Origin of the sequence: Amycolatopsis australiensis (genome assembly GCF_900119165.1) — a bacterium.
Classification (GTDB): Bacteria; Actinomycetota; Actinomycetes; order Mycobacteriales; family Pseudonocardiaceae; genus Amycolatopsis; species Amycolatopsis australiensis.
Genome location: NZ_FPJG01000006.1, coordinates 2,996,655 through 3,016,282, shown reverse-complemented (window position 1 = coordinate 3,016,282; position 19,628 = coordinate 2,996,655). Strand labels below are relative to the sequence as shown.

The following is a 19,628-nucleotide window of genomic DNA, read 5'->3' as shown; positions in this document are numbered from 1 at the left end:
GCATGAGCACCATCGAGACCGACGTCCACGCCGACTTCCGGGCGACCGTGCGCAAGATCGCCACCGAGCGGATCGCACCGCACGCCGCGGACGTGGACGAGCAGGAACGCTTCCCGGAGGAGGCGTGGCAGGCGATCGTCGAGGCCGACCTGGCCGGGCTCGCCCACCCCGAGCGCCTCGGCGGTTCCGGCGCCGACCTGCTGTCGCAGGTCATCGCCGTCGAGGAGATCGCCGCGGCGTGCATGACCACCTCGCACGTGCTGCTGGTGAACTGGGCGGGAACCTCCACGATCCTGTCCCACGGCTCGGAGGAGCTGCAGGAGCTCGTCGTCCCGCAGGTGGCGAGCGGGCAGGCCGGTGCGGGCTGGTGCCTCACCGAGCCGACCGCGGGCTCCGACGTCGCGGGCTTGACCACCACCGCCACCAAGGTCGACGGAGGCTGGCGCCTCAACGGTCTCAAGCGTTTCATCAGCAACGCGCCCTGGGGCGCGTGGTTCGCGGTCCTGGCTCGTACCGGCGAGTCGAGCCACGGCGTGTTCATCGTGCACCGCGACGATCCGGGGCTGTCCTTCGGACCGCACGAACGCAAGATGGGCCTGCGCGGCAGCCCGACCGCCGACGTCGTGCTCGACGACTGCTTCGTGCCGGACGTGCGGGTCGTGGGCGATCCCGCCCAGGGGTACCGCTACATCATGGGCGAGCTGAACGGCAGCCGGGCGCTGATCGCGGCGCAGGCGCTCGGCGTCGCACAAGGGGCGTTCGACGCGGCGCTCGCCTACACCTCCGAGCGCTCGCAGTTCGGCCAGCCCGTCGCGCGCTTCCAGATGGTGCGCGGAATGGTCGCCGACATGGCCGTGCGGCTCGCGTCCGCCCGCGCCCTGCTGTACGAGGCCGTCGCGCTGATCGAGGCCGGCCACCCGGATGCCCGCGCCAGGGCCGCGATGGCGAAGTTGCTGTGCAGCGACAACGCCATGTCCGTCACCACCGACGCCGTGCAGCTCTTCGGCGGATACGGTTACATCCGCGACTACCCGGTCGAACGCATGATGCGCGACGCGAAGATCACCCAGATCTACGAGGGCACCAACCAGATCCAGCGGACCCTCATCGCCAAGGCGGCCTACGCCGCGGCAGGTGCGGCATGAGCCGCGCGCTGGACGGCGTCCGGGTGGTGGAGCTCTGCGAGATCATGCAGGGACCGCTCGCCGGTCAGACGCTGGGTGATCTCGGCGCGGACGTGGTGAAGGTCGAACGGGGCGAGCGGGGCGACGCGATGCGCGTCCTCGACCGGGAAGCGGTCGGAACCGGCCGGATGTCGTCGTACTTCGTGGCGTTGAACCGGAACAAGCGCAGCGTCGCCCTCGACCTGAAAACGGCCGGGGGGATGGAAATCCTGCACCGGCTCCTCGCCGAGGCGGACGTGCTGGTGCACAACTACCGGCCGCACGCCATCCGCAGGCTGGGACTGTCCTATGAGGACATCTCGGCGCAGTACCCGCGGCTGGTGTACGCCAGCGCCTCCGGCTTCGGCGTCACCGGGCCCTGGGCGCACAAGCCCGGGCAGGACATGCTCGCCCAGACCGTCAGCGGGCTCGCCACGGCGGTGGGCGACCCGGGGCTGACGTCGTACCTGAACCCCACCGCCCAGGTGGATTACGCCTCGGGCATGGGACTGGTGCAGGGCGTCCTCGCCGCCCTGCTCGAGCGGGAGCGCACCGGGCGCGGGCAGGAGGTGCGCGTCAACCTGCTCGACACGGCCGTGGCCATGCAGATGCTGGAGGCGGCGGCGCACAGCATGTACGCGCACCCGCTGAACTGGGTCACGCAGTGGTACGGCGGCACCTTCGCCACGGCGGACGGCGTGGTCACCGTCCTCGGACTGTTCCGGGACAACGCAGTCCGGCTGATCTGCGACGCCCTGGAGGTACCGGACCTGAGCCTGCGCCCCGAACTGGCGACGAGCGAACTGCAGGCGAGGAACAGGGATCTCGTCAACGAGGTCGTCGCCCCGGTCGTCGCCCGGCTGAGCACCGAGGAGGCACTCCGCCGCTTCGAGCGGGTCGACCTGCTCTGCGCGCCGCAGCTCACGCTCGCCGAGGTGCTGCGGCACCCGCAGCTCGCCGCCAACGAACTGCTCGTCGAGGTGGACGTCCCGGGCCAGGACCCGGCACGCGTCGTCGGCTACCCCGTGCGGCTGTCCCGGAGCCCCGCGGAGGTCCGCCGGGCGGTCCCGCGGGTGGGGGAGCACACCGCCGAAGTCCTCGCCGAACTCGGCTACCCGCCGGAGCAGATCGCGGAGTTCGCCAGGCAGGGCGCCGTCCGCGCCGACCACGTCGTGCAGGAGGAGATCCACCGATGACCGCCGGACCGCACCCCGACCCCGCGACCATCGCGACCGCCCGCAAATGCATGCTCGCCCGGGTGGACCAGACGGTGGCGGCGAACCTGCCCGGGCTGCCGCACTACGCGGACGTGCACACCGGGGAGTGGACGACCACACCCGACGGGGACTGGACCGGCGGGCACTTCGTCGGACAGCTCTGGCTGGCGGCCGGCCGCGGCGGCCGCCATCGGGAAGCCGCCCGCGAGTACTCGGCCCGCCTGGACGGGCGCGAGAACTCGCCGACCATCTTCCGCGGGTTCCTCTTCCACTACGGCGCCGCGCTCGGCGGTCACCTGCTCGGCGACGCGGCCGCGTGGGAACGCGCCGAGCGCGGGGCGCGCGGGCTGGCCGGTTCGTTCGACCCCGTCGCCGGGATCATGCCCCTGGGGACGGCGGCCGAGGAGGCGCACAGCGTCGGGGACACGGAGACCAGCATCGACGCGGTGGGCGCCGTGTCGGCGCTGCTCGCCGCGGTCGCGGAGCGCACCGGTGACCACCGGATGCGCGAGGCCGCCGTCTCCCACGCCCGGCGGCACATCGAGATCTGCGTGCGGGCGGACGGTTCGGTGTGCCAGTCCGGCACGGTCGACCCGGTGACCGGGGAGCTCGTACGGCGGTACAGCCACAAGGGACACTCGCCGTCGAGCACCTGGGCGCGCGCCCAGGCGTGGGCGATGCTCGCTTTCACGATGTCGGCACACTGGTTGCCGGGACACCCCGAGTTCCTCGACACCGCCGTGACCGTCGCCGACTGGTGGGCGGCGCACGTGCCGGAGGACCTTGTCACCTTCTGGGACTTCGACGACCCCGCCGTCCCGCGCACGCTCAAGGACACCTCGGCGACCGCCATCGCGGCGGCCGCGCTGCTCAAGCTCGCCGCCCTGCTGCCGGACGGCGGGAAGTACCGCGAGCTGGCGCGGCGCACCGTCGACGCGCTGGTCACCGGTCACCTCCGGCCCGTACCGGACCTTCCCGGGGACATCGCCGTGCTCACCACCGGCTGCTACGACAAGCTGCTCGGCCTGGCCACGGCGAACGAGCTGGTCTGGGGCGACTACTACCTCGCCGAAGCGCTGGCCGTGCTCGACGGCGACCTCGACCCCCTGGCGGTCTGACCCGCGTGAAAACCCTGGAGGACAACGCCATGGCTGAGGTTCTGGTGCTCGTCGACCATCTCGACGGGAAGATCCGGCCGAGCACGTTCGAGCTGCTGACCGTCGCCCGCGGGCTGGGGGAACCCTCGGCGGTGGCGGTCGGTCCCACCGGCACGGTGGGGAAGCTGTCGCGGGGACTGCATGCGCACGGCGCGAGCAGCATCTACCTGGCCGAAACGGATTCGGGAGACCTCGAGACCCGCCAGGTGGAATTCCTCAGCGCGTTGCTGGGCGCGGGGAACCCGGTGACGCTGCTGGTCGGCTCGACCGCCCGCGCCAGGGCGATCGCCGCCAGGGTCGCCACCCGGGCCGGCTCGGTCCTGGCGGGCGAAGCGGTCACGGTGCTCGTGGGAACGGCCGGCGAGCGGACCAGCGGTCTCGCGTGCGCCGCGGGCTATCCGTTCCCCGGCGAACTCGACGAGTGAACGGGGACGAGCGGGGCGGCACCGCCGGGTCCCGGCACCCGGGGGGCTCGCGCTCGGGATGCTCCCCTGCCTTGTACCGCTGGTTCTTCCGGATCCGCAACCCCGGTCTGGCCGTCACCATCGCCTCCACCTCGTCCGGAACAGCAGCCGGCGGCGGTGCCCGAGCACGGCCACCTGAACATCGCGGCTGTCCTCCGACGGCCTGCGCTGTTCGACTCCGCCGCACGCACCAGCAGGCCGTGCAGCACCTCGTCGTGGCGGGCGTAATCCCGGGTCGCCAAGACGTCGGCCGGCCCCTGGTGGCAAGCGATCGCCGACAACGCCGGCTCCCTTCGCTCGGATGGCCAGCGTCCGGCCAGGGCCTCGCGCCGTTCCCAGCCCATGACCAATCGACGTGACGGCGTGGCTTCTGTGAAACGGCGCAGCAAGTAGTCGGCGCAGGCCGGCTGCTTCGGCATACGAACACAACGGCTCAGGCGCGTTGTTCTATGCGGCTACGGACTGGCGTTCGGTCAGCCGCTGGACGTGGGCACGGACCTGGGCAGTTTCGCCGAGTGGCGCTCGCGCCGCGATGTAGCCGTCGGGACGCACCAGAACCACCGTCTCGGGCCCGGTGTCGAACCGGGCCGCGGCCGCGCCCCGGGAGTCGTGGATCGCCCCGGTGCCGATCCGATGGACATGCACGTCGGCGGGTAGGCCGGCAAACGACTTCGTGCTGTCCGCGCGATCGCTGAACACGAGGATCGTCCAGTGGGGCCCGCGGAACAGGTCGAACGTGCTGCCGGCGAATCCCGGGCCGCGAAGGCCCGCCGCATACGGGGCGCGCTCGGCTCGCCTGCCGTCGAGGGACAGGGAACTCGCCGGGTAGCCGATGGCGAGGCCGGTCGTGACCTCACCGCCCATGCTCGCAAGTCCTTTATTCACGCCGTCGGCTCCGTCGGCGGCCGTGGCCACGAACTTGCGCATCCTCGTGGTGCTCAGCCGCAGCACGGCGGCAGCGACAGGCCGGCGTTCCTCCTCGTAGGTGTCGAGCAGCGACGCGTCCGCGCCGGAGAGCACCGCGCCGAGCTTCCACGCGAGGTTCCAGCTGTCCTGGATCCCGGTGTTCATGCCCTGGGCGCCGGCGGGTGAGTGCGCGTGCGCGGCATCTCCGGCCAGCAACACCCGTCCGACGCGGTAACGAGGTACGAGACGGACGTTGGCGCGGTAGAGGGACAGCCACGTCGCGTCGGTGAGGGTGACACGGCCGGCGCCGAGGTGTTCGTCCAGCAGCCGTTGGTACAGCGGCAGCGAGGGTTCTCGGAGTTCGGCGCCGGCCTTGATGGTCGACTGCCACTGCCAGAGGTCGGTCGTGGGCAGTGGCGTGAGGCCGATCATCCCCTCGGCCGTGGGAAAGATGTACTGAAGGCTGTGGTCGAGCCCGTCCAGCCGGAGATCTCCGAGGTACCAGTAGTCGTCCATGGTGAACCCCTCGAAGGGCAGGCCCAGGCAGTGCCGGACGGTGCTCTTGCCACCGTCCGCGCCGACGACCCAGCGGGCGCGGATGCTCGCCGGCCCCCGAGCGCTGTTCACGTGGACGAGAACGTGGTCGTCGTGCTGTTCGAGGGCGGTGGCCGTGGTGGCGAACTCGACGTGCACACCGTCGAGCGCGAGGCGATCGCGCAGCGGCCCCTCGACGTCGAACTCGGCGATCCACAGCAGCTCCGGGTACGGGGTCATGCTCGGATCGGGAACTGGTGTGGCGATCGGCTCGCGATCGACGACAGACCCGTCGGCGTCGATCATGCGGACCGGCAGCTTCGTGGCGCCGCGAGCCAGGATCTCGCCGGCCACGCCGAGGTCGTCGAGGATTTCGAGACTGCGCGGCTGCAGCCCCTTCCCGCGCGAGGCGACGCTGGGCCGGTCGAAGCGCTCGATCACGCGGACGTCGACGCCGCGGCGGGCGAGGTCGCACGCGAGTGTCAGGCCGGTCGGGCCGGCGCCGATGACGAGCACGTCGGTGAACGCGCCAGCGGAAGCGGAGTGGGACATGGTTCCTCCAGGGATGGGTCGGAGAGGCCGACACCAACTAAACTAAACCGTCTAGTTCAGTCGTACAAGACTAGACGGTTCAGTTTTGTGTCCGTACGGTGTGCCTGATGACTCAGGAGAGCGGCCCGGTCAAGCCGGTGCGAGAGCGATCCGCCGTGAAGCGGCGGGCGATCCTCGACGCGGCACGCGAATTGTTCGTCCGGCAGGGAGTCGACCGGGTGAGCATGGACGCCGTGGCCGCGCACGCCAAGGTCTCGAAGGCCACGGTGTACGACTACTTCGGCGACAAACGCCGCCTCTTCCTCGCGATCTTGGCCGCCGCGACGGAGTCCCTGAACGCCCTCACGGAGCGAGCGATCGCAGCACACCTCGCCGACGACGCGGAGATCACCACGCGGGACCGGCTGGAAGAAGCGTTCATCGGGTTCTCCGTCGAACTCGGCACGACGATGATCGCGTCGGCCGAATACGCCGCCGCGTTCGCGCTCGTCGCGCAGCAACGGTGGCACTCCCCCGGAACGTCCGACGAGGTTTCCACCCGTGCGCCGCAAGCAGCACTGGCCGAACGCATCGCTCACTTCGCCGAAGCGGGGCTACTCGAGGCATCCGACGTCACCATGGCGGCCGCCCACCTGGCCGCGCTCACCATTCTGCTGGCCTACGACGACCAGCCCAACGCCGCGAACGTCGACCTCGGCCGGATACGGCACATCATGACCGAAGGTGTGCGCACCTTCATGCGAGCCTATGCGAAACCGCAGTAGCGGTGCGGGGTGATCGCGTACGGCGGCCGTGCGGCGGCGTTCGAGCACCCTGTCGCCGAGCCAAGTCACTCCACGCCTCGACGACGTCGTCCTCGGCGTCCGCGCCGGACTCGCCGAAGTAATCTTTCCAGTCCATGTTTCGCTGTCCCAGGTTGTCCAGGTTGTCCAGGTTGACCATGAGCAGGTGGCGCTCCGGCGAATCAGCGAGAGCGCTACAGACACCGCTGACCCGCCCGAGCCACAGGTGTTTCAGCGGATGCCCACCGCGGCGTGGAACGGCACTACCGGCTACTCGGCCGCGAGGTCGACCACCTCGCCGGTCGACGTGGGGATCTCGGTGCCGCTGAGCACCGCGCGGACCCGCGGCGGTGATCAGCTCGCGGGCGATATGAGCTGCTGAGCACGATCCGGGGGGCTCAGGAGCTCTCCACGAAGCGCGCGCCCGGCCCGGGCGTGCGGCAGACGTCTTCCGGGGCGAGGTGGCTGTGCCCCGCAGCGCACTCGAGGACGACCTTGACCGGTTCGTCGCAGAAGCCGGCATCGTCGACGGGCCGGTGCCGGACGATGACCGACGGGCCCTGCGGGTCGGCGAGGTACGTGTCACCCCATTCCAGGAGCGCCACAAGCGTGGGCCGCAACGCCCGGCCTTGCTCGGTGAGCTCGTAGGCGAAGCGCTGCCGATCCCCGGGCTCCCGATAGGGCACGCGGCGCATCACTCCTGCGGCCACCAAGGTCTCGAGCCGAGTCGCCAGGAGGTTTCTGGCGATCCCGAGGCGGGAGTGGAACTCTCCGAACCGGCGCGCGCCGTCCAGCGCTTCACGAACGATCAGCAGCGACCAGCGCTCCCCCACCACCGAGAGGGCGCGCGCCACCGAGCAGTTGGCTGGGTCGATTCGCCGCATCTCCATGGGACGAGTGTACCCACCTGGGTTTACAAGCTGTACTTAGCGCTTGTAGCCTCCCTCTGAGTTGAAGAATTAAACTCAACAAGGAGATCGATCATGCCTATGCTCGACGTGTACATTCCCGACGGCGCGCTTCAGCCGGGCGCCGAGGCTGCGCTGGTGAACCGCATCACCGAGATCCTCGTCCGCAACGAGGGATTCGACCCCGCCGACCCAGTGAGCCGTTCCGTCTCCTGGCTCTGGCTGCACCGACCGGCCGGCATCTACGTCGGCGGAGAACCCGCGGACGCACCTCGTTACAAGGTCGTCCCGTCCGTCCCCGAGGGCCAGCTCGACGAGCAGAAGCGTGCGAGAGTCATCGCCGAGGTCACCGAGGCGATCCTCGACGCGGAGAACGGCGCCTGGCCGCGCGACGCCGGCCGGATCTGGGTATTCCCCACCGAGATCCCCGAAGGTCACTGGGGCGGCTGGGGCCAGATCAGGCCGCTCGCAACGATCCTCGCCCGACTCACCGGCGACGACACCAAGCGGGCCCGCACACTCGCGCGTGAGCGGATCGCTGCCACCCGAGCCGAACACGCCCGTCTGCCCTGATGAGCGGCGAACGAAAGTGACGATCGATGCGGCCGGCAACGCAGTCGCCGCGATTCAGGCGACGTTGGCCTTGGCGACAATCTCGCGGAGACCTCGTCGGCGGCATGCTGGCTCCGCCAGACGCCGTCGGACGTTGTCGCCGTCGGCGACCGGACCGCCGGCCGCGTGACCGTCTGCGCCAGCCCTGGGACTACGCACATCGGCCACCGATCCGCGGCGGCACAGCCGCACCCAGTTCGGCCTCGAAACCGATGACGCGGATGAAGGCGACGTCGCGCTGCTGCTCACTAGGGCCTGTCCTCAAAGCTGCTGCGGGTTTTGATCTTCGGTCGTGGTGCGTGAGCATGAGCTGACCGACGAGCAGTGGCGGGTTATCCAGCCGTTGCTTCCGGTGCCTGGTGCGAAGAGGTGGCGTTGGTCGCGCACCGGCATCCTGTCCGCGCTGGTGGCACAGGCGCAGGTGCCGGCCGAAGCGATCGGCGAACTCGACCGGGGAGTGTCGGTCGATTCCAGCATCGTGCGGGCGCATCAGCACGCCGCTGGCGAGCCAGGTGATCATGCCATCGGCCGGTCCCGGGGCGGACTCACCACCAAGATCCACCTGGCCCGCGACGGCCACGGGCGGCCTCTGTCAGTCGCGCTGACCGGCGGCAACGTCAACGACTGCACCCAGTTCACCACGGTCATGGCCGGTGTCGACCCTGCTGGGCCCCACCCGGACGCCCCGTACTCGCTGATCATCGACGGCGAACTGTTCGACGCTCCGCCGTGGAGCCGCACGCATCGGCGCGTCTCCCGCATCGGCTGGGAACCCGTCTGCGGGTTCACCACGGACCAGGCCCGGATGTTCACCGTCGACGCCGACCTGACGCAGCCGATCCCATCGACACCGCCCGCGCGCGGCCGCGGTCCGGGACTACCGAACCGGAACCCCGGCATCACTGCCGCGGCCTCGATGTCCCCTCCAGGTCAACACCCCACAGCCACTGGCCGCCGTGGAGGAAACCTTCGACCTCATCGAACACGGCTTCGCCCCGCAGCGGGCCGGCCTTGAGGACATTCCGGCCGAACGGTCGCCCACCAGGATTCGCGAGCACACCCGCCGCCGGACCGCACCCCCGCGAGAACGTCCGCTCACGCCGCAATCAGTGAACCTGCCCGAAGTCCCCGATTTTGCGCAGTGTCCCGTCGTCGCCCTTCTCGGCCTCCGTCGCGCTCTCGTACCTCCGCGCCGCCGGGGCCGGCGGTTGCCCCGCGCGTCCTGCGAGCGACTTCTTGCAGCTCGAGTCGATCTAGGCGGCCGGATCGGCCTCTAGGCGACCTTTGCCTACCAGCTGCGCTGGGTCTGCTCGGAAGGTCACGGTCAGCAAGCGGATACGAGCACTACCGAGACCAGGTCGGCGGTCGGGATTCGACGGGCGTCCGGCTCACCCTTCACCCGCAGTTCAGTAGTGGTCCCGTTCTGGGCGACCAGTGAGCCGCAGATCGCTTCCGTGCCCGACGGGTGCCGAACCTTCACGGACGCGAACGCCGGGGGCGAGCTGGTTTCGGCCGGCCCGTACCAGGACAAGATCAGAGCCGCCGCGAGCAGCGCCGCGCTGACAATGGCGAGAAGCTGAGCGAACTTCAGGTCCTTCCTGGCGGCCTGCGCGAGGAGGACGTCGCGGACAGCCACACCGCCTTGATCGATCACGGACTGGGCACTGACCACCTCCGGCCTGCCGTAGGCAGCCAGGAGAAACCACCACAGCGAGGCGACTCCGGCGATGAGAGCCAGTGCGGTGAGAGCACCGATCGAGTAGCGCACCCAGCTCACGTAGTCGGAAATGCTGTTTCGTCCCTTGAAAAGCAAGGTCGCCGTCACAAGGGTGATCAGCCCGGCCATTCCGGTGCGCCAGTTCTGCGCCGTGGACCGCACTCTGCCCAGCGCCGCGGCCACCTCGTCGGCAAGCTTGGCGCGCTCCTGCAGCTCCCGGGTGTTGGGCACGACGTCGTGCGGCGGCACTGCCTTGATCACCGACCCGCGGCGGGCCTTGCCGGCGGCCGGTCGCGCATCGCCGCGATCACTCATCGGAATCGTCCTCGACAGCCTCGAAGCGCATCTTCCAAGTCGCACCGCACCCCTTGAGGTCCGTGCGTCCCAGCGGGTCCGGGTGCGGAGTCGAGCACTTGCAGCTGACGGTGAACTCGGCAGGAAGCAAGGGCTGGGCCAGGATCCCGGCTTCCCGCAGCGCGTCGGCTGCATTGAAGGCATCCTCCCGGTTGAGCCCGGAGACGCCCAGAATGGTGATCAACCAGAGCGAGTCTTCCATCTTCTCGTCGCATCGCGGGCATCGGCCGCTGAGTTCGAGTACGACGGGGTCGTCGGCGCTGGGCGCCGGCGTCACGTCGAGCGTCTCCATGGCCCGGCCCGCCCACGACGGATCCACATCGTCGGTGTAGTTCAGCGGCTTTGCCACAGCAGCGAGCCTCCGTCAACGATCGTCACGGGAATGTCGTCACACCCAAGCACGTTCGGACCTGCTCCGGCGCGTGCCGGGCGAGGAAGTGGGCGATCTGGTGTCGCCGCCACCGGTCGTTGTACTGGCGTTCGTCCGGCGAAGCCATGGATTTCAGCAATGCGGCATAGTCGCCGTGGTTGAGCAGGTTTGCGGCCAGCGCGTCGACGACCGCGCTGGGTGCTTCCAGCATCATGTCCATCACTTCGCGCCGCAACTCGGACATCTGTTCTTGCTGCGGCCACTCCGGCCAAGAGGTCTTGGCGAACAACTCGTCCATCCTCGACGCGACCAGGAAGCGTCGTCCGCGCTGGAGCTCGAAGGCCGCTTCTCCCAGACGGGACAGCAGCTCTCCTGTCTCGTCGACCGGTTTGAACAAGGTTGTCGCAGATTCTTCACCGTACCACTGACCAATCCCGAATCGGCACACTTCGAGACGCTCCGCCGCCGCCAGATGTGAACCATCGGTGAGCACTGCCCCGACTCGCTCGGCGAGATCCAACGCCCAGAAGAAGAAATATATGCCATGAGCGGCGGCACGTGGATCTATACCGATGTGCGGCATGGAGTCGATGGCGAGCACGGCCCCCGCCACGTCCGCCTCGGTCTCTTGCCTCAGCGGCCTGGTGTCCAGATCGGCGAGCGAAACCGAGTCCGTGGTGAAGGCCGAACTGTCAGCGATGAGGTGCCCGTACATGATGTGAGCCAACTCGTGGCACATCACAAAGCGCTCAGCCGCTGTGGTGAAGTTTTCCGCCGTTTTGATCTCTCGCGGCCCCACTTCCCAATCCTGGAGAAGCGGCGCCCGCACAGGCGACGCCATCCAGTCGAGCAGCGTCGCGATAATGCTTATTGCATCGCTCTCCGGGGGCGCCGGCGGGTCTCCGGGACCACGGACTATGTAGTTTCCGGCGAAGGCGCGGGCAAGCCGGTACAAGAACAAACCAAGACCACGGTTGAACGCGACGACGTGCCGGGGCTCGATCCAGACCGTCAACGCCTGGATGCTCGCGGGCGGGATGGTCCGGACCGCTATCCGATCGGAACGCATCAGCTCGGCGACGGCAGGGTCACTCATCTCCAGGTCGACGTAGCTCAGCACTCCGTCGACGATCTGCTGGATGACCCGCGCTACGGGATCGTCAGCAGGCGCCCCGATCGCAACCGGCTTCCCGTCGCCGGCCGCCAGCATGCGGAGGTAGAACTCGTTGACTTCCCGATCGTCACGCTCGGTCGCCATAGCACCCCCACCTGGAGCTTCTGCCTGTACGTCGCAACTCGGGCCGAAAACGTAACGCCGCCTTGCACAGGGATCGGACGCACAGAACGGCGCGGCCTGCCGTCCCAGGATCACGATCATCGATCGGTGTGCCACGCCGGCGTCGACGGGCCCATGGGTACCTGACCTTCGCGAAACGACCACCTGCGAAGCAGGACGCCGACGCTCGGCGCGAGCTTGACGTCACCTGGGCCTGGCTGACCGCTCACCAGACAGGAAGTCAGCCCGATCCCGCCATCCGGTATCCACCCCATGATGAGACCACCCGTGATGATCATCGCAGGGATGGAGCCACTCAAGCCTTGCAGGACGCCTTCAGGTGAGGGGTCGGCAAGCCGTCCGGCGCACCGTCGACGTCCTCGTCCAGGACGTGCAGCTCGAAACGCGCCGCGTCGTAACCGCCGGCTTCCCACGCGAGGTCGCTGTCGCCGATGCGCCACTCCTGTCCGGTTGCCCGCTCCCTCAGCAACCACGCCACCGCGACCTCCTGGCTCAGCGGATCCGACATCGACCCCTCGAACCTATCAGCTCTCTAGAACATTCGTTCGAACAACTTCATCCGAGCGAGGCGTGTCGACCCAACGCCGCACAAGCCTGGGCCCGCAGCCATGGAAATCGCTCTACGCAACGCCGCGGCGCCCGAATCAACGGCTGAGGACGCGGTCGTGCAAGTGCGAGGTGACAGCGTGTTGCGTGCGCGGGACGAGAGTGCTTGGCCATCGTGCACGCCGTTCTATCGCAGCGCTCGCCTGACTCGTTTCCGTGGGGGTGGCGACATCGAAAAGCGACGACATCCGCCGTGCGGAGCAGGCACACCCATGGACCGCACAGCCCGGTCAAGGGGTTCTATCGAACGCTTGATGTGGCGGTCTCGGACCAGGACCGGCCGTTTTGAGGTGAGGGGTGCTTGACGGTGCATGTGCTGATCGTCGAGGACCACGACAATCTCCGCGTGGCCATCACCGCGTCCCCGCGTCAGGCCGGGATGTCGGTGGACTTCGCAGACGACCTTCCAGAAGCCGACAGCCTACTCGCCACTACCTCCTATGACTGTGTCGTTTCAACCGGTTCCTGCCCAGTGACGCCCTGAACTGCGTGCGGATCCGGCTGGTCGACGCCCGTACTGTTCCTGACGACCAAGGACGAGCCTCTCACGCCGGGTCGGAAACGCCGAGTCGCCGCCACTACGTGTTGGGGACCTCGAGATCTACCGGGAAACGCACGAGGTCCGCCACAATGGCGTACCGCTGGTGTTGTCGGCTCAGGAGTCCGCTGTGCCGGAGCTGCTCGCGCAGGCAGCCCACCGCCACGTGCAAACCGCGGTGGAGGACCTGGTGACCGCGGCCGGAGCAGAGATCATCGACCGCGACGATCCCATCACCGGCTCGTGGTTCCGGCGCATGCGTGCAATGGTCCGTGCCGCCGCGTCCGATCTCGCTCGCGAGACAGCGGTTGCGGCCGCACACGCGATCGACTCCCACGTCGTTCTTGCCCGCGATGCCACCGGCACCGCGACAATGATGCAGAATCTGGCCCGGTCCTCGGAGCGCTGCAGACGACCAAAGACGCGGTGATCCGCGTCGGCGCGCTCCTGATCGTGAAGGTCGAGTGGACCATTGCAGTGCATCAGCTGACCGCCGCACAGCAACTCCTGCTCGACCACCATCCGCAGCTGCTGACCTCACCGCAAGCCATCCTGGCCGCCCTGCAGCCGAACACGGAGAGCAGCACACCCGAGAAGCAAGCCAGGCACGGTGACCCACCGGCCATAACGCCGGACACCATACAGACCGGTCATGACCCATCACCCGAGCGCTCGGCGCCGTGCAGCAGCGGCGCCCGCAGTCGGGATTCCGCTGGTAGTCCGTCGTGTAGGCAAAGCCGCAGCTGACCGGACCGACTCAGAACCGGCAGTCACAGCGGTCACCGCCTGAACGAGAACGAATCCCGCCCAACTGGCTCCGCGCCGCCGAACACGCGGTACTTGCGCACTGCGCAAGGCCCAGAAGTGATCACCACGCCCCACCATCGCGCCTCAGTGTCGAGGGGCACTCGGTGGCTCGCGGCTCATCCGGCGTCGCGGCGATGGTGGGGCCGCCGGGTGTCGACGTTGCCGGCCAGGGTCTTGAGGAGGCCAGGTAGCCCGGCCACCGTTTCAGCAGGCAGGCCGGCGAGGGTCTGCTGCGCCAGGGCGCACCACAGCTGCTTGACCTGGTCGGTCAGGGCTCGGCCGCGGTCGGTGAGTTCGACGACGGTGGCGCGCTGGTCGTCAGGGGCGCAGCTGCGGCGGATGTGACCGGCCGCTTCGAGCTTGCGGGCCATCAGTGTGACGCTGGGCCGCTCGACGCCGAGCGCCTCGCTGAGCTGGGCCTGGATCATGGGGCCGGACCGGGCGAGTTCGAGCAGGAGGGCCTCCTGGCCGGGGTGCAGACCGAGCGGGGCCAGCAGTTCGGCGGTCCTGGCCCGGTGGCGCAGGCTCAGCATGCGGACGGCCTGATTGATGGCGTCGGCTTGGTCGAAGTCCACGAGCGCTCCCTTGACAAGTTAGTTATGCGCATAACTATTATGCGCATAACGTTATCTGGACAACCAACGCTACGCAACCATCAGGGAGCGACATGACCGCGAAGGTCGCCGTCATCTACTACAGCGCCACGGGCACCGTGCACGCCCTTGCCCAAGCCGTCGCCGAGGGGGCCGCCTCGACCGGGGCCCAGGTGCGGCTGCGACGAGTCGCCGAACTGGCGCCCCAGGCCGCGATCGACCAGAACCCGCAGTGGCGGGAGCACGCCGCCACCACCACGAGCGCCGAGGCCACGATGGAGGACCTGGCGTGGGCTGACGCGTTCGCGTTCGGGACGCCGACCCGGTTCGGCACGCCGGCCGCGCAGCTCAAGCAGTTCATCGACCAGGCCGGCGGGCTGTGGCAGGAAGGCGGCCTGGCCGGCAAGCCGGTGACGGCCTTCACCGCGGCGCACAACCGGCACGGCGGCAGCGAGGCCACGATCCTCTCGCTGGGCAACGTGTTCTATCACTGGGGCGCGCTGATCGTCCCGCCCGGGTTCACCGACCCGGCCGTGTACGCGGCGGGCGGCAACCCCTACGGCGTCTCCGCCGTGACCGGCCCCACCGGAGACGACCTCAAGACCGCGGCCTTGGACGCGGCCCGCTACCAGGGCCAGCGGCTGGCCCAGATCACGATCAGGCTGCTGACCGGCAGCCGCGTCGCCGACACCGAGTCCGGCGGCAACGCCCGCGCGGCCGCGCTCGGAACGCCTCGCCAGACCGCGTGACCGACGCCATCACCTCGGCCTCTTCCCTCCCTCAGGAGACTCTTGTGACCACCCCACCCTCCGCGGCTCCCCTGCCCGGCGGCGCTGTCGAAGCACGAACCGGATCCGCGTGGCTGATCCTGGCGCTGGTGTGCGCCTGCCAGTTCGTGGTGATCCTCGACTCCTCCATCGTGAACGTCGCCCTGCCCTCGGTCGACCGGGACCTCGGCTTCACTCCCGCCGGCCTGGCCTGGGTGGTGAACGGCTACCTGCTCACCTTCGCCGGCTTCATGCTGCTGGGTGGCCGCGCCGCCGACCTGTTCGGCCAGCGCCGGATCCTGACCGCCGGGCTGGTGCTGTTCAGTGCCGCGAGCCTGGTCGCCGGCCTGGCGCCCCTTCCGCAGATCCTGGTGGCGGCCCGCGTCGCACAAGGCGTCGGAGCCGCGCTGCTGGCCCCGGCGACACTGGCCGTGATCAACACCAGCTTCACCGAGGGCCGCCCGCGCGCCCGCGCGTTCGGCGCATGGTCGGCCGCAGGCGGTGTCGGCGGCATGGCGGGCGCGGTCGCCGGCGGCGCCCTCACCGCCGGCCTCTCCTGGCGGTGGGTCTTCCTGATCAACGTGCCGATCGGCGCGATGCTGATCGCAGCGGCCATGAGTGCGCTGCCCCGCACCCGAGCCGCCCGGGAAGAAACCCTCGACATCGCCGGCGCGGTCACCGGCACGGCCGGGCTGGCCGCGCTGATCTACGGGATCATGCGCAGCACCGACCACGGCTGGGCATCCCCGACGGTCCTCGGGCCCGCCGTGGCGGGCCTGCTCCTGCTGGCCGCCTTCACCGTGGTGGAAGCACGGTTCGCCACCCACCCGATGCTGCCCCTGCAACTGCTGCGCATCCGCGGCGTGGCCGTCGGCAGCGGCATGCTGCTGCTCTTCGGCGGGACCGCCATCGCGATGTGGTACTTCACCTCGTTGTTCCTGCAGAACGTCCTCGGATACGGCGCGTTCCAAGCCGGGCTCGGGCAAACCCCCGCGGCAGTGACGTTCATGGTGATCGCGCGATCGGCCGCCGCGCTGCTGCCCCGCACCGGCGTACGACCCCTGATCCTCGCCGGCAGCGCGTGCTTCCTGGCCGGGTTCGGCTGGCTCGCCCTGGCCCAGGCCGACAGCAGCTACCTCACCGGCATCCTCGGGCCCACCCTGCTCATCGCCACCGGCATCGGACTGACCTTCCCCACCCTCATGGCCGCCACCACCGCCGACGTCCCCGGCGGCGACGCGGGGACCATCGGCGGCCTGGCCCAGACCGCCGGCCAGGCAGGCGGATCGCTGGGCTTGGCGGTGCTCGCCACCGCCGCCACGCGGACGGCGGACGGCGGGAGTTCCCCGGCCGCCCTCGCCGCCGGCTACGACCGCGTCTTCCTCATCGCGGCCGGATTCGCGGTGGCCATCGCAGCGGCCGGCTTGCTGCTGCCACGGCACCGGCGCGCAGCGACCAGGAGATGGCGGCGCCGGCCTCCTCGTGCATTCCCGAGGTGAAGATCCGCTCACGCCCCGCCGACCAGCCATACCGGATCGCGCGGCTGCCCGCCGTGGCGTCGCGGAACACCATGTCCACTGTGTACACCGCGAACTGGCGTGTCTTCACCACCACCGGAGCAAGCACCGTCCCCTCCGGGATCCGGCCGATCGGTCCCAAGCCGCCTTGTCTCGTGGCGGGGACTGCCGGCCAGGTGTCCGAAGGGCGGACCGCAAGCCCTCGCCCGGAGGCGGCCACTGCGGCGTAGCCGCTGACCGCCTCCGGGCCGAGCCCGATGACAACGGCGTCACCGGTGCCCGGCCGCCGGGCGAGCGCGGGGTGCTGCCACTGGTCGTGGTGGTGGCTTTCCTCGAGAGGCCGGTGGGTCAGCTTCGGGGCTGGAACAGCTCGACCGGGTTGCCGGCCGGGTCGTCGAGCACGATCTGGCGCCCGCCGGGGCCGCTGATGACCTCGCTGCGGAACGCGACCCCGGCCGAGCGCAGCCGTGCCACCTCGGCGTCGATGTCCTCGACGATCAGGTGAATGCGGTTCCAGCCACCCGGCGCGGGCTGGGCCCCGCCCGGCAGCGCCCGCCCGGCCGAGCTGGTGGGCCCGCTCAGCAACAGCCGGAGGTTGCCGCGGGTGACGTCGGCGAACGCCGGCGGGAAGTGCGTCCGCACCTCGAACCCGAGGTGCCCGGTGTAGAAGGCGAGCGCGGCGTCGACGTCGTCGACGAGGTACCGCACGCTCACCAGCGCGTCCGGATCGGCAGTCATGTTCGGGTCTCCTCCGCATCGGTCGTCAGGGTGAAGGGAAGGAACCGGATCCGGGTGTCCAGCTCGGCGGCGGTGCGCGCGAACGCGGCGAAGGTGTCGCCGCCGGGATCGGGTTCCCGTGCCGGGTCGGGCAGGCTCCAGTGGATCGTCATCGGCCGCCCGGGAAAGGCGGGGACGACCTCGCGGACCTTGTCGCACAGGCTGATCACCCAGTCGAACCGCCGTCGCCGCAGCGTGTCCAGGTGCGTCGGCTCGTGCTCGAGGGTGATCCCGCGTTCGGCGGCCGCGCGCACGGCGTCGGGGTGCAGGGGTTTCGGGTGGCTGCCGGCGCTGGTCACCTCGACGGCACCGCGTGTGCGGTGCCGCAGCAACGCCTCCGCCAGCGGGGAACGGCCGCTGTTGCCCGTGCAGAGGAACAGTACTCGCGCGCGGCCAGCGCGCGGTTCGGCGGCCCCGGCCGGGGATCCGATCCCCGGGTGCAGCGCGGTTCCGGCTTCGGCCCATGCGTCCGCGCATCGCGCGAGGTCCAGGTGGTAGTAGCTGTCCCGGCCGTCGAAGCTGCTGCGCCGAGCCGTCACCAAACCGGCCGACCGCAGCTGCCGCAGGTGGTACGACACCAGGTTCTGCGGGTGCCCGACCGCCGCTACCAGCTCCCGGACGCGCAGATCACCGACTGCCAGCGCACGTGCCAGCTGCCAACGCACCGGATCAGCCATCAGCCGCACGAACACCGGCGGTTCCTCGGGCAAGACCACCGTCTGAATATACATCAATCCCGGTTGATGTATATGGTCCCGATGCGGACGCACCTCCTGGCCTCAGGACCACTGGCAGGGCCAGAGTGAGGTAACCGGCCGTTGGTTCCTGGCGACGGAAGCAGGAAGCCACTATCCCACTTAGTACCCTCAGGTCCACACCTACGGCCAGGGGATCGTGTGGGTCACAGCCTCGGGCGCTACCAGAAGTACCCAAGTGATCGCGCCGGATCCCTCCCCCTTTGGAACCGGCGCGCCGGACGGGCGCAGAGTTGCAGTACCCGCGGCCGGTCACCCGCAAGTCACCGTCCACTTTGGTCCGATTCGGCCACTTCGCGTCCCTGTCGCTGTCCGACGGCGCCGACGGGATCACCATCGGAGCCAACGTCGGCGGCCTGTGGTTCGACATCGCGGGAACGCCGCTTCCCCACCAGGTCCCGGCGTTCGAGCGCGCCTTCGGCACCGAGCGGCTCTGCACCGCAGCGACTACTGCTGGACCCCGCCCGCGGCGGTCGACGCCCGACTCGCCGCCATCGACGCAGCACCCGGACACCAGCTGGCGAGAACTCACCGTCCACAACAGCACCCGGCTGTTTCCGCGCCTCGGCGAACTGCCGATGTGACTTGACCGCCGGCACCCCGCCGGCCGAGTCACATCGATGCCCGCCACCTCCCGCCCGGCAGTCTTGCTCCACACCGGATCATGCCGACGCACCATGCTCGAGCCGCCGGTCCCCCGCACCTCGAGGCCCGCACCGTCGTCCTCCCGCACGGGCGCTGCCCGAGCCGGCGCGCTAGGCCGTCGGGTCCGGGCCCAGAGCCGCGTCCAGCAACGCACCCAGCTGGTCGAGCTGGGCCGCCGACAGGGCGCCGAACGACGAGGTGACGACGGCGTCCACGGCGTCCTGACCGGCAGCGCGCAGGCGTTCGCCTTCCGCCGTGAGCCGGTGCCGCACGGCCCGTCCCGGTCCGGGGACCCGCTCGATCAGGCCGCGGTCGACCATCCGCGCGGCCAGCGAGCCGAAGGACTGGTCGGTCTGGAACGTCAGCACAGCCAGGTCGTGCAGCGAAGCGTCCGGCCGCCGGTGCAGGTGACGCAGGGTGTCCCACTGCACCAGGGAGATCCCCAGCGGCGCCAGCGCCCGGGTCAGCGCCCGGTGATGACGGTACTGCAGGCGCTTCACGGCGAGCGCGACATCGGCGGGGCGGTAGCTCATGCCGGGAGCCTACCGTGAGGCCAGGTTGCGTATATAAGCAACCTTATATAAGCTTCC

Annotated in this window: 22 protein-coding genes; 12 read left to right on the top strand and 10 right to left on the bottom strand. The window is 69.7% G+C overall.

Features of this window, described 5'->3' with window-relative positions:
- Positions 1-2 precede the first annotated feature (2 nt).
- Genes BT341_RS15895 through BT341_RS15880 form a run of 4 tightly spaced genes read left to right on the top strand, consistent with a single transcriptional unit; the run spans position 3 to position 3,962 of the window.
- Complete coding sequence (locus tag BT341_RS15895) at positions 3-1,145, top strand: acyl-CoA dehydrogenase family protein (RefSeq protein ID WP_072477043.1); 1,143 nt, start codon at positions 3-5, stop codon at positions 1,143-1,145.
- The gene (locus BT341_RS15890; protein WP_072477042.1) at positions 1,142-2,359 is read left to right on the top strand and encodes a CaiB/BaiF CoA transferase family protein; all 1,218 of its coding nucleotides are present in this window, start codon (positions 1,142-1,144) and stop codon (positions 2,357-2,359) included. Before BT341_RS15895 ends, BT341_RS15890 begins: the two co-directional genes overlap by 4 nt.
- A complete protein-coding gene (locus tag BT341_RS15885; protein WP_072477041.1) occupies positions 2,356-3,498 on the top strand; it encodes a glycoside hydrolase family 88 protein in 1,143 nt (380 codons plus the stop codon). The genes BT341_RS15890 and BT341_RS15885 overlap by 4 nt, the downstream gene beginning before the upstream one ends.
- A gap of 29 nt (positions 3,499-3,527) precedes the next feature.
- Complete coding sequence (locus BT341_RS15880; protein WP_072477040.1) at positions 3,528-3,962, top strand: hypothetical protein; 435 nt, start codon at positions 3,528-3,530, stop codon at positions 3,960-3,962.
- Positions 3,963-4,448: 486 nt separating this feature from the next.
- Here the strand turns inward: BT341_RS15880 and BT341_RS15875 are convergent, their stop codons facing one another.
- Entirely contained in the window at positions 4,449-5,993 is a 1,545-nt protein-coding gene (locus BT341_RS15875) for an FAD-dependent oxidoreductase (RefSeq protein WP_072477039.1), read from the bottom strand.
- A 155-nt stretch (positions 5,994-6,148) separates the two neighbouring features.
- On the opposite strand from BT341_RS15875, the gene BT341_RS15870 reads away from it, so the two are divergent.
- Positions 6,149-6,757, top strand: a complete 609-nt coding sequence (locus BT341_RS15870; protein WP_245804993.1) for a TetR/AcrR family transcriptional regulator — start codon at positions 6,149-6,151, stop codon at positions 6,755-6,757.
- A 416-nt stretch (positions 6,758-7,173) separates the two neighbouring features.
- Here the strand turns inward: BT341_RS15870 and BT341_RS15860 are convergent, their stop codons facing one another.
- Positions 7,174-7,665 (bottom strand): winged helix-turn-helix transcriptional regulator, encoded by a 492-nt coding sequence (locus BT341_RS15860; protein WP_072477036.1) that lies wholly within the window; start codon positions 7,663-7,665, stop codon positions 7,174-7,176.
- A 93-nt stretch (positions 7,666-7,758) separates the two neighbouring features.
- On the opposite strand from BT341_RS15860, the gene BT341_RS15855 reads away from it, so the two are divergent.
- Together BT341_RS15855 and BT341_RS15850 are read left to right on the top strand one after the other, a co-directional pair.
- Positions 7,759-8,256 (top strand): tautomerase family protein, encoded by a 498-nt coding sequence (locus tag BT341_RS15855; protein WP_072477035.1) that lies wholly within the window; start codon positions 7,759-7,761, stop codon positions 8,254-8,256.
- 331 nt (positions 8,257-8,587) lie between these two features.
- Positions 8,588-9,310 (top strand): transposase, encoded by a 723-nt coding sequence (locus BT341_RS15850; protein ID WP_072477034.1) that lies wholly within the window; start codon positions 8,588-8,590, stop codon positions 9,308-9,310.
- 309 nt (positions 9,311-9,619) lie between these two features.
- On the opposite strand, the gene BT341_RS15845 is transcribed toward BT341_RS15850, so the two are convergent.
- The 4 genes from BT341_RS15845 to BT341_RS15830 all read right to left on the bottom strand — a co-directional run bounded on the left by BT341_RS15845 (position 9,620) and on the right by BT341_RS15830 (position 12,541).
- On the bottom strand, positions 9,620-10,327 hold the full coding sequence (locus tag BT341_RS15845) for a hypothetical protein (RefSeq protein WP_072477033.1): 708 nt from the start codon (positions 10,325-10,327) through the stop codon (positions 9,620-9,622).
- The gene (locus BT341_RS15840) at positions 10,320-10,715 is read right to left on the bottom strand and encodes a hypothetical protein (RefSeq protein ID WP_072477032.1); all 396 of its coding nucleotides are present in this window, start codon (positions 10,713-10,715) and stop codon (positions 10,320-10,322) included. Before BT341_RS15840 ends, BT341_RS15845 begins: the two co-directional genes overlap by 8 nt.
- Before the next feature lie 25 nt (positions 10,716-10,740).
- Positions 10,741-11,994, bottom strand: a complete 1,254-nt coding sequence (locus BT341_RS15835) for a M48 family metalloprotease (protein ID WP_072477031.1) — start codon at positions 11,992-11,994, stop codon at positions 10,741-10,743.
- Positions 11,995-12,328: 334 nt separating this feature from the next.
- Positions 12,329-12,541, bottom strand: coding sequence for a hypothetical protein (locus BT341_RS15830; protein WP_245804992.1), 213 nt, complete (start codon positions 12,539-12,541; stop codon positions 12,329-12,331).
- Between the two features lie 766 nt (positions 12,542-13,307).
- On the opposite strand from BT341_RS15830, the gene BT341_RS15825 reads away from it, so the two are divergent.
- On the top strand, positions 13,308-13,607 hold the full coding sequence (locus BT341_RS15825) for a hypothetical protein (protein ID WP_143168563.1): 300 nt from the start codon (positions 13,308-13,310) through the stop codon (positions 13,605-13,607).
- Positions 13,604-13,924 (top strand): hypothetical protein, encoded by a 321-nt coding sequence (locus BT341_RS44285; protein WP_143168562.1) that lies wholly within the window; start codon positions 13,604-13,606, stop codon positions 13,922-13,924. The genes BT341_RS15825 and BT341_RS44285 overlap by 4 nt, the downstream gene beginning before the upstream one ends.
- Positions 13,925-14,100: 176 nt before the next feature.
- Here BT341_RS44285 and BT341_RS15820 read toward each other — a convergent pair whose 3' ends face one another.
- Positions 14,101-14,559, bottom strand: coding sequence for a MarR family winged helix-turn-helix transcriptional regulator (locus tag BT341_RS15820; protein WP_072477029.1), 459 nt, complete (start codon positions 14,557-14,559; stop codon positions 14,101-14,103).
- A 92-nt stretch (positions 14,560-14,651) separates the two neighbouring features.
- On the opposite strand from BT341_RS15820, the gene wrbA reads away from it, so the two are divergent.
- Together wrbA and BT341_RS15810 are read left to right on the top strand one after the other, a co-directional pair.
- Entirely contained in the window at positions 14,652-15,326 is a 675-nt protein-coding gene (gene wrbA / locus BT341_RS15815; protein WP_072477028.1) for an NAD(P)H:quinone oxidoreductase, read from the top strand.
- Between the two features lie 44 nt (positions 15,327-15,370).
- The gene (locus tag BT341_RS15810) at positions 15,371-16,843 is read left to right on the top strand and encodes an MFS transporter (RefSeq protein ID WP_072477027.1); all 1,473 of its coding nucleotides are present in this window, start codon (positions 15,371-15,373) and stop codon (positions 16,841-16,843) included.
- Between the two features lie 366 nt (positions 16,844-17,209).
- Here BT341_RS15810 and BT341_RS15805 read toward each other — a convergent pair whose 3' ends face one another.
- A complete protein-coding gene (locus BT341_RS15805) occupies positions 17,210-17,599 on the bottom strand; it encodes a VOC family protein (RefSeq protein ID WP_072477026.1) in 390 nt (129 codons plus the stop codon).
- Entirely contained in the window at positions 17,596-18,348 is a 753-nt protein-coding gene (locus BT341_RS15800; protein WP_425426477.1) for a metalloregulator ArsR/SmtB family transcription factor, read from the bottom strand. The genes BT341_RS15805 and BT341_RS15800 overlap by 4 nt, the downstream gene beginning before the upstream one ends.
- A 278-nt stretch (positions 18,349-18,626) precedes the next feature.
- Between BT341_RS15800 and BT341_RS15795 the strand changes: the two genes are divergently transcribed.
- Positions 18,627-18,977: a hypothetical protein gene (locus BT341_RS15795; protein ID WP_143168561.1), complete on the top strand. Its 351-nt coding sequence runs from the start codon at positions 18,627-18,629 to the stop codon at positions 18,975-18,977.
- Between the two features lie 171 nt (positions 18,978-19,148).
- On the opposite strand, the gene BT341_RS15790 is transcribed toward BT341_RS15795, so the two are convergent.
- On the bottom strand, positions 19,149-19,571 hold the full coding sequence (locus BT341_RS15790; protein WP_072477023.1) for a MarR family winged helix-turn-helix transcriptional regulator: 423 nt from the start codon (positions 19,569-19,571) through the stop codon (positions 19,149-19,151).
- Between the last annotated feature and the right edge of the window lie 57 nt (positions 19,572-19,628).